Below are 9,715 nucleotides of genomic sequence, written 5' to 3'. Positions count from 1 at the left end.
AAGCTGGAGCTCTCCGGCGACGAGGCCACCGGTGCCGCGATCGTCAAGAAGGCCCTTGAGGAGCCGCTGAAGCAGATCGCCGTCAACGCCGGCCTCGAGGGCGGCGTCGTGGTGGAGAAGGTGCGCAACCTTCCCGCGGGTGAGGGCCTCAACGCCGCCACCGGCGAGTACGTCAACCTGTTCGAGACGGGCATCATCGACCCGGCCAAGGTGACGCGCTCGGCTCTGCAGAACGCGGCGTCCATCGCGGCGCTGTTCCTCACCACCGAGGCCGTCATCGCCGAGAAGCCCGAGAAGGCCGGAGCCGCTCCCGCCATGCCCGGCGGCGGCGACATGGACTTCTAGCCTGATCTTCAACCTGTGCGTCGCGGACGCGGGCTGGCGGATTTCCTAGTCTTTGGGACCGGCTCGTCGATGTGCATCGGGGATACGTGTCATGAACGCTCAGCATCGACAACCCCACCAGGACCGGCCCGTCGTGGTCGAGAGCCGTCGCAGGCCGAGGTCATCGACCGGCACCGGATCTCGAATCCCTGTGGCAGCGTCACGACCTCCCGCTGCGCGACAGGACGCTGTTTCGGGTGCTGTACGAGAGCGCGGCCCGCCCCAGCCCGCATCCCCCCTAACCACACACGGAGGCCCCTGATGCGTGCCTACGGTGTCACCTACGACACCGGCTTCCCATCTGCCGGAACCACCACCCACGAGCCCTTCAACCCGGACACGGTGCGCCGCGAAATGCAGATCATCCGCGACGAACTGCACTGCGACGCGGTCCGCATCACCGGAGGAGACCCGGACCGCCTTGAGACCGCCGCACACCACGCCGCCCGCGCGGGCCTGGAGGTCTGGTACTCGCCGTTCACCAACGGCCTCACCCAAGGCGAGCTGATGACATTCATCGTCGACGGTGCCGAACGTGCCGAACGCCTACGCCAGGCAGGGACTCGCGTCGTATTCCTCACCGGCTCCGAGATCAGCTTGCTCACCAGCGGATTTCTGCCCGGAGACAGCTTGGAGGAGCGGCTTGGCGTGATGGCCGAGCCCGCGCGGCTGCGCGCCGCGCTCCCCGAAGTGCCAGCCCGCGTCAACACCTTCCTCACCCGAGCCGTCGCCGCGGTGCGCGAACGGTTCGGCGGCCCAGTCAGCTACGCCTCCCTGCCCTTCGAAGGCGTGGACTGGGCTCCGTTCGACATGATCGCCACCGACGCCGGATACCGCGACGCGGCCACCGCGCACGGTTTCCGTGAGGGTCTCCGCGCGCAGATCGCGCAGAGCAAGCCGTTCGCCGTCACCGAGTTCGGCTGCACCACCCACCGCGGAGCCGCCGCTCTGGGCGGGCGCGGCGACTCCATCGTCGAATGGGACGAACGCGCCCGCCCCGCCCGCCTGACCGCAGCCGTCATGCGGGACGAAGAAGAACAAGCCGAATACGTGCGCGAACTCCTCGACATCTACCACGAGGAGGGCACGGACACGGCGTTCGTCAACACGTTCGCCCGCCGGGACCTGCCGACGGCCTCCGAGCCCGAACGGGACTTCGACACCGCCAGCTTCGGCATCGTCAAGATCCTGGAGCACGGCCGCACAGGGACGACCTATCCGGGGCTGCCGTGGGAACCCAAGGCCGCCTTCCACGCCCTGGCCGAATACGGACGCGCCAGGACGGCCGAGACCGAAGAGAGGACGATGACGTGACGCTGCCAACCGCGAAGCTCGGAAGGACCGGATTGCAGGCGAGCCGTCTCGGCTACGGAGCGATGGAGATGCGCGGGCCACAGGCGTGGGGCAAACCGATAAGCGACGATCAGGCCCGCACGGTATTGAACACGGTCCTCGACTCGGGAGTGAACCTCATCGACACCTCGCCGGACTACGGCGACGCCGAGGAGCACATCGGCCGCTGGATCTCCCACCGGCGCGACGAGTTCGTCCTCACCAGCAAGTGCGGCTGCCCACTCGCCGCGGACGGTGACCCGCGGACGGTTCCGCCGCACGTCTACACCAAGGCGAACGTCCGCGCGTGCGTCGAGCAGAGCCTGCGCCGGATGCGCACCGACCACCTTGACATCTTGATGGTGCACATGAGCCCGAGCGTCGCCGTGATGCAGGCCGAGGACACCATCGCCGAGATGCAGGCCCTCCAGGACCAAGGCGCGATCCGCTTCACCGGCATGTCGGGGAATCTGCCCAACCTTCCGGAGCACATCGCGATCGGGGCGTTCGACGTTTTCCTCCTCCCCTACTCGGCGCTCGACCGCTCCCACGAGGAACTCATCAGCGCCGCCGCGGCAGCCGGCGCGGGGACGATCGCTCACGGCTCAATCGCCCGCCCGCTCATGGCTCCGCCCGAGGCCATGCCGGAGCCGATGCGCCGGCCGCTCGCCGACCGCCACGCGCGACTCGCCGCCGCCGACCTGGACGATCTGGCGGACGGCGCTTCGACGATGGAACTCCTGCTCCGCTTCATCCTCACTCACCAAGATCTGCACTCGCTGATCGTCGGCTCGACCCAGGTAACGCACGTGCAGGCCAACGTCGCAGCCGCCCAGAAGGGCCCACTCCCGATGGACGTGTACGACGCACTGCGGGACCGCCTCAGCGCGAGGTAGGAGGGGGGCGGTAAGGATCACGTTATGAGCCCCACACCGCGTTGATCTTGTGGTCTTTGTTGAGCGCCACCTGAACTTCAGCGAGAGCGTCATCGGTCTTCAGTGAGTTCGGCGGCGCCCCGGGCGCGCCCCTCGTCGAGGAACTCCACGAGGGCGTTCCCGGGCGTCGGCGGTGTGGACCGAGCGCTGGTTGGACTCGGTTGTCTTCGGGTGCTACCGACGCAGACGAAGGAGGAACGGTCCGGACTTCCACCTGGACGCCGTGCCCGGCGGCGGGCGATGGCCGCCAACGGTGCTCGCAACCAGAGCCGGGCAGACCGCCTACGAGCTCGGTCTGGCCTTCGGCGTCGCCGCCACCGGCAGCGTGATGGCAGCCGTGTACCGCAACCACGTGCAGGCCGCCTCCCCGGCAGGCGCGCCCGCAGACGTGGTGAGGGAGGCGGCTGGCAATCTCGGCGGCGGCCTGGCCATCGCCGAACGCCTCCCCGGCGAGCTCGGCGAGGCGATGGCTGCAACCGTGCACAACGCTTTCGCCTCCGGACTGCACGCCGCCGCGATCATCAGCGGCGGGCCGGCTGCAGCGCTGCTTGTGCTCGCGCTTCTGCTCCTGCGGCGCGTCGCACCACCGGCACCCGAGAAACCCCTGCTGCACAGGAAGTCCCGGCCGACGGTGCCCTCGCCGATGAGCTCGCGCGGGAAGTCGTCGAAGGCGCCGAACATGTGGAAATGCGGGCGCCCAGACGGCGAAGACCCGGCGCTACCCCGACACCCTCGAACAGGCCCGCGCCGAGTACACCGCCCCTATAACCTCGCTGACCCGTGGATCATCCCCTCAGCGCCGACAACCAGGGCGGACAGTCCCTTCCTTCTCGGCACGCAACACCACATCACCGCAGTTCAAGGCCGGGCTCGTTGGATTCTGCTCCGTTGCTACCGGGGCCCCTGCCGGGACACCGGCAATCCCTGCGTGGGCAGACCCACGCCGTCCGCAACGGAACTCCCCGGCTCGCGCTAGCACAGGTCAGTACTGCCGGGATCCCTATCACCGCCGGTTGACCGGCTCGGCATCGAGAGGACCAGAGTAAATCAAGCGATTGCTTGACACGCTTGCGATCGTGGACCTAGTGTTGCGGCGCCCGTACCGATTTCCGCGTGCCGTCGGACACCGGCACTGACGCGTAGGAGAGAAGATGGATCTTGGGCTCTCAGGGCGGTGCGCCCTGGTAACAGGTGCGAGCGCCGGTATCGGCATGGCGACGTCGCGTATGTTGGCCGCTGAAGGAGCACGGGTCGTTCTGGTCGCGCGACGGCTTGACCTTCTTGAGGAACTCGCGGAGGAGATCGCGGCCGAGGGCCACCCGCGACCCCTCTGTTTGGCGGCCGACCTTACCGACCCGAGCGCGGCGGTACGGTTGAGACAGCAAGTGGAGGAACGCCTTGGCCTACTCGACATCCTGATCAACAACGCCGGGCGCGCCGAACCTGCGGGCGCCGACCTCGACGAGGCGCTGTGGCAGAGTCAGTTCGAACTCAACTTCCACTCCAAGCGGCGGTTGGCCCAGGAATTTCTGCCCCTTATGGCGGCAGGCGGCCGGGGGCGTGTCGTGAATCTCGTTGGCATCCTTGAGCCCGTCGCGGTGTCGGCGGCTCAGGCGGCGGTCGCGGCGTGCATTCTCTGGGCCAAGGGGTTCTCGCGCACGGTCGCATCGCAGAAGGTCACCGTGAACTGCGTGGCGCCGGGGCGAATCGACAGCGAGCAACTCCGCGCCCACTTTCCCACGCAGGAGGCCCGGGAGGAGTTCGCCCGCAAACTGATCCCCGCCGGCCGGTTCGGGACTGCCGAGGAAGCGGCCGCGCTCATCGTGTTCCTCGCCTCGGGGCCGGCAGGTTACATCACTGGAGAGACCTTCACCGTCGACGGGGGCATGCACCGGTCCATCTAGACCTGTGCGGCGTGGCACCTTGGCCACGTGCAGCCGCCCCTCCTCATCGACGCTGACGTCGACACCGAGCCGGGAGGCGACATCACGCAAAGCCAGGTGCAGGACCGGGGCGTGCTCGGCCGGCGGGGTCTCGGGGCTTTCCGGCAGCCGCGGATCCGTCAGCACCGCCCCTTGGCAGCCTCCTGGTCCGGGCCGTCCAGTAGCTGGCCGCGCGGATCCCGCCGGCGAACCGAGGCCTCGGCATAGACGAGTCTTGCGGCCCCAGCCAGCGATCATCGAAGGCCTGCTGCGAACGAGTCGATCGGCCCACCGGCGACGCGAATGGTTCAGACAATCAGTTATCGTTTGCGACATATATGTCGCAAACGATACGGAGTTGACTGATGGCTGTGAGTCGCGATCAGATCATTGTCGCCGCGATCCAGCACCTCAACCACGACCCGGCCGCGTCGATGGCCGACATCGCCGAGGCGACCGGAGTGAGCCGCGCCACCTTGCACCGGCACTTCACCGGTCGAGAAGAACTGCTGCTCGCACTCGGCCACCGCGCGCTGGATCGATGGGAGGAGGCCCAGTACAGGGCCGGGATCGAGCAGGCCGCCCGCTCCGTGGAGCCGGTGGTGATCACCACCGCTCTGAGAGAGATGCTGAGTGGACTGATCGGCGAGGCCGAGGAGTACAACTTCGCGCTCACCGACCTGGTGATGTCGGTGCCCGAGCTGCGAGAACGCGGTGACGAGCTGGAGGGCAGGGAGATCGCGCTCTACCAGGCGGCCCAGCGCGCCGGGGTCCTGCGGGCCGACCTGCCGGTGCGGTGGATCAGCAATACGGTGTACGGCCTGCTGCTCGCCGTACGGGAAAGCCTGAACCGGGGCGACGTCGCACGGCGCGACCTTCCCGGGATGCTGCACGAGACCTTCTTCCGCGGCGCCGGCGAGCACGATCCTCACCATGGCGGCGGTTCGCAGGGTAAGGCCGGGAGAAGGGCATGACGCGCACCTCCTACGCGCCGTCGACGGAGCCCGGTGTGTCGCGGCGGCGGCGCTGGGCCGGGCTGGCGGTACTGTCGGCGAGCCTGCTGCTGGTGGTCATGGACATGACCATCCTCAATGTCGCCCTGCCCGCGATCTCGGCCGACCTGCGTCCCGGTTCGGTCGAGTTGCTGTGGATGGTGGACGTCTACGCGCTGGTGCTGTCCGGTCTGCTGGTCACGGTGAGCGCGCTCGGTGACCGATGGGGCCGCAAGAGGATGCTGCTCACCGGTTTCTCACTGTTCGGGCTGGCCTCCACGGTGGTGCTCTGGGCCGACTCACCCGGCGAAGTGATCGCGGTGCGGGCGATGCTCGGCGTCGGCGGCGCCATGATCATGCCGTCCACGCTGTCGATGATCCGCACCCTGTTCACCGACCCCAGGGAGCGGGCGACCGCGCTGGGTGTCTGGGCCGCGATGGCCGCCCTGGGCGGCGCGCTCGGGCCGATTCTGGGCGGGTTGCTGCTGGAGCACTTCAGCTGGCACGCGGCGTTCCTGGTGAACGTTCCGGTGATGGCGGTGGCGATCGTCGCCGGTCTCTTCCTGCTCCCTGAGTCGCGCAACCCGCGCCCGGGCCGCTGGGACGTGTTCGCCACGGCGCTGTCGATCACCGGGATGGTCACCCTGGTCTACTCGATCAAGCAGTTCGGTAAGGAGGGCCCGGCCGGCATCGGCCCGTGGCTCACCCTCGGCCTCGCCGTGGTGGTTCTCACCTGGTTCGTCCGGCGCTGCCTGAACCGGTCCGACCCGCTGCTGGAAATTCGCCTGTTTCGCAGCCGGCCGTTCACCGCGGGCACGATCGCCGCGCTGAGCACGTCGATCGGGATGGCGGCGATGATGTTGCTGATGGCGCAGTGGATGCAGCTCGCAGGCGGCTACTCCCCGCTGGAGACCGGCGTGCGGCTGCTGCCGACCGCGCTGGGCGCGCTGGTGCTGTCGCCGCTGGCGCCCTCGCTGGCGGTGCGCGTCGGAACCCGCCCGGTACTGGCCGGAGGGCTGGCGGTGGCCGGGCTGGGATTCGGCGTGCTGTACGCCGCGCCCGTCACCTATCCGTGGATCGCCGTGTCGCTGCTGCTGATCGGGCTGGGTATGGGCTCGCTGGCGATCGCCTCGGCGGTCATCATGGCCGGTGCGCCGCCAGAGAAGGCGGGCAGCGCCGCCGCGATCGAGGAGACCAGCTACGAACTGGGCGGCGTACTCGGCGTCGCGGTGCTGGGCAGCGTCGCCGCGGCCGTGTACCGGGAGGCGCTGCCGGCCGCCGCGGGTGATGCCGCCCGCGAGTCGCTGGCCGCCGCGCTCGAGGTCGCCCGCCAGACCGGAGCCACGGGAGCGCACCTGGCCCAGCAGGCCAAGGTGGCGTTCACCTCGTCGTTGGAGATGACCGGGCTGGCCGGGGGAGTGCTCATGCTCGCCGCCGCGCTCGCCGTCTGGTGGCTCGTCCCGCGCGACCTCGATGTCACCGCCGGGCACAACTGATCGCCACACGCCGCCGACCAGGGGTGACTTGTTCTTCGATCAGGCCGATGGGCGGCTCGGCCTCAACATCGAGGACCTGGACCTGGACCTGGCAGGGCGCCGGGCGCGGGTGAAGGCCAAGGGCACCCGTGCCACGTTACGCTGCCGAGCTTACGACCCGGGCCGTTGGTGCGGGAGTCGCTCGACGCCGGTGAGGACGGCTCAACTTTCGAGGGGATTCAGGCCCGCTGGGCGCTGAACTGAACTCTGCTGCCGGAGTCATCGAGGTTCGGGCCATCGACTGTCCGCACGGGTCTGGTTTCCGGAAAATGGCGTGACGGCCTCCGGCACAATGCCGGAGGCCGTCACGATGTCCGCTCGAAGCCGAGCGGTCTCAGATGAAGTTGGTCTTACTTGAAGCGGCGCAGGCGCAGGCTGTTGCCGACCACGAAGATCGAGGAGAACGCCATGGCGGCTCCGGCGATCATGGGGTTGAGCAGGCCGAGTGCGGCCAGGGGCAGGGCGGCCACGTTGTAGGCGAAGGCCCAGAACAGGTTGCCCTTGATGGTGGCCAGGGTGCGGCGGGACAGGCGGATGGCGTCGGCGGCCACCCGCAGGTCGCCGCGGACCAGGGTGAGATCGGAGGCCTCGATGGCGGCGTCGGTGCCGGTCCCCATGGCCAGGCCGAGGTCGGCCTGAGCCAGTGCCGCGGCGTCGTTGACGCCGTCGCCCACCATGGCCACCGACCTGCCCTCGGCCTGCAGGCGCTTGATGACGTCGACCTTGTCGGCGGGCAGCACCTCGGCGATCACCTCGTCGATGCCGACCTCGGCGGCCACCGACCGGGCCACGGTCTCGTTGTCGCCGGTGAGCAACACCGGCCTCAGTCCCAGCGCTCGGAGATCGCGGATGGCCTCGGCCGAGGTCGGCTTGACCGTGTCGGCCACCACCAGCACCGCGCGGGCCTTCCCATCCCAGCCGGCCGCGACGGCCGTACGGCCGGCGGCCTGAGCCGCTTGCAGTTTCCGTTCCAGTTCCACCGGCAGGTGCTGTGACCACTCGGCGAGCAGTGCGGGACGGCCCACCAGCACGGCGTGCCCGTCGACGATGCCTTGGACGCCGAGGCCTTCGAGGTTGGCGAAGTCCTCGGCGGCGGGCAACTCTCCCACGCGCTCGGCGGCGCCCCGGGCGACGGCCTGGGCGATGGGGTGCTCGGAGGCGTGCTCCAGGGCGCCGGCCAGGCGCAGCACCTCGGTGGCGTCCTCGCCGTCGGCGAGGTGGACGTCGGTGAGGGTCATCTTGCCTTCGGTGACGGTGCCGGTCTTGTCGAGCACGACGGTGTCGATCTTCCTGGTGGATTCCAGGACCTCGGGGCCCTTGATCAGGATGCCGAGCTGGGCTCCGCGACCGGTGCCGACCAGCAACGCGGTCGGGGTGGCCAGGCCCAAGGCGCAGGGGCAGGCGATGATCAGCACGGCGACCGCGGCGGTGAAGGCCGCACCGACACCGTCGCCGGTGCCCAGCCAGTAGCCGAGCGTTCCGACGGCCAGCGCGATCACGATCGGGACGAAGATCCCGGAGATGCGGTCGGCCAGCCGCTGGACCTGGGCCTTGCCGGTCTGGGCGTCGGCGACCAGCTTGGCCATCTGGGCGAGCTGGGTGTCTGCGCCGACGCGGGTGGCGCGGATGAGCAGGCGGCCACCGGCGTTGACGGTGGCGCCGGTCACCGTCTCGCCGGGACCCACCTCGACCGGCACCGACTCGCCGGTGAGCATGGAGGCGTCGATGGCGGAGGAGCCCTCTTCGATCACACCGTCGGTGGCGATCTTCTCGCCGGGCCGGACTACGAACCGGTCCCCGACCTTGAGCTGGTCGGAGGGGATGCGGCTCTCGTGGCCGTCGCGCAGTACGGCGACGTCCTTGGCGCCGAGCTCCAGCAGGGCCCGCAGGGCGGCGCCGGCGCGGCGCTTGGAGCGGGCCTCGAAGTAGCGCCCCGCCAGGATGAACGCGGTCACGCCCGCGGCCGCCTCGAGGTAGATGTTGCCCGAGCCGTCGGTGCGCTCGATCGTGAACGCGAACGGGTGAGTCATACCCGGGGTACCCGCGCTGCCGAGGAACAGCGCCCACAACGACCAGCCGAGAGCGGCGATGGTGCCGAGCGAGACCAGAGTGTCCATAGTGGCGGCGCCGTGGCGCAGGTTGATCCACGCGGCCCGGTGGAAGGGCCAGCCCGCGTAGACCACGACCGGTGCGGCCAGGACGAGCGACAGCCACTGCCAGTTGGTGAACTGCAGCGCCGGGATCATCGCCATCGCGATCACCGGCACGGCGAGTACCACCGCGGTGACCAGCCGCTGGCGCAGCGGCTGAAGTTCATCGGCCGGGTCGGTCTGTGGTCCGTCCTGCTGTGTGCCGCTGTCCGGCTTCACAGGAAGCGCGGCGGTGTAGCCGGTCTTCTCGACTTCGGCGATGAGCTCTTGCGGGTCGATGCCCTCGCTGAAGGTGACCTTGGCCTTCTCGGTGGCGTAGTTGACGGTCGCACTCACGCCGTCGAGCTTGTTGAGCTTGCGCTCGATCCGGTTGGCGCAGGACGCGCAGGTCATGCCACCGATCGAGAGTTCGACCGTGCCTTGCGGCCTGTCGTCGGTGAGGGGGGACATCACCTGCTCCTTTCG

At 69.3% G+C, this 9,715-nt stretch carries 8 protein-coding genes; 7 read left to right on the top strand and 1 reads right to left on the bottom strand.

Translation table 11 applies throughout. The features are described 5' to 3' along the window. From ACWD3H_RS46890 to ACWD3H_RS46860, 7 genes are all read left to right on the top strand, one after another. Window positions 1-345, top strand: a 345-nt coding sequence (locus ACWD3H_RS46890; RefSeq protein WP_451959693.1) for a TCP-1/cpn60 chaperonin family protein, incomplete at its 5' end; no start/stop codon positions are given. A gap of 300 nt (window positions 346-645) precedes the next feature. Continuing rightward, a complete protein-coding gene (locus ACWD3H_RS46885; RefSeq protein ID WP_451959692.1) occupies window positions 646-1,698 on the top strand; it encodes a hypothetical protein in 1,053 nt (350 codons plus the stop codon). Continuing rightward, the gene (locus ACWD3H_RS46880) at window positions 1,695-2,612 is read left to right on the top strand and encodes an aldo/keto reductase (RefSeq protein WP_451959691.1); all 918 of its coding nucleotides are present in this window, start codon (window positions 1,695-1,697) and stop codon (window positions 2,610-2,612) included. The genes ACWD3H_RS46885 and ACWD3H_RS46880 overlap by 4 nt, the downstream gene beginning before the upstream one ends. A gap of 292 nt (window positions 2,613-2,904) precedes the next feature. Then, window positions 2,905-3,627 carry a hypothetical protein gene (locus ACWD3H_RS46875; RefSeq protein WP_451959690.1) on the top strand — a complete coding sequence of 241 codons (723 nt, stop codon included), beginning with the start codon at window positions 2,905-2,907 and terminating at the stop codon, window positions 3,625-3,627. 175 nt (window positions 3,628-3,802) lie between these two features. Beyond that, window positions 3,803-4,555 carry an SDR family NAD(P)-dependent oxidoreductase gene (locus ACWD3H_RS46870; protein ID WP_451959689.1) on the top strand — a complete coding sequence of 251 codons (753 nt, stop codon included), beginning with the start codon at window positions 3,803-3,805 and terminating at the stop codon, window positions 4,553-4,555. A 383-nt stretch (window positions 4,556-4,938) separates the two neighbouring features. Next, window positions 4,939-5,547: a TetR/AcrR family transcriptional regulator gene (locus ACWD3H_RS46865; RefSeq protein ID WP_355568214.1), complete on the top strand. Its 609-nt coding sequence runs from the start codon at window positions 4,939-4,941 to the stop codon at window positions 5,545-5,547. Next, complete coding sequence (locus ACWD3H_RS46860; RefSeq protein WP_451959688.1) at window positions 5,544-7,061, top strand: MFS transporter; 1,518 nt, start codon at window positions 5,544-5,546, stop codon at window positions 7,059-7,061. Before ACWD3H_RS46865 ends, ACWD3H_RS46860 begins: the two co-directional genes overlap by 4 nt. Before the next feature lie 389 nt (window positions 7,062-7,450). On the opposite strand, the gene ACWD3H_RS46855 is transcribed toward ACWD3H_RS46860, so the two are convergent. After that, the gene (locus ACWD3H_RS46855; RefSeq protein ID WP_451959687.1) at window positions 7,451-9,700 is read right to left on the bottom strand and encodes a heavy metal translocating P-type ATPase; all 2,250 of its coding nucleotides are present in this window, start codon (window positions 9,698-9,700) and stop codon (window positions 7,451-7,453) included. Window positions 9,701-9,715: the final 15 nt, after the last annotated feature.

Source organism: Streptosporangium sp. NPDC002607 (assembly GCF_053592655.1).
This window is presented reverse-complemented; position numbering and strand designations above follow the sequence as displayed.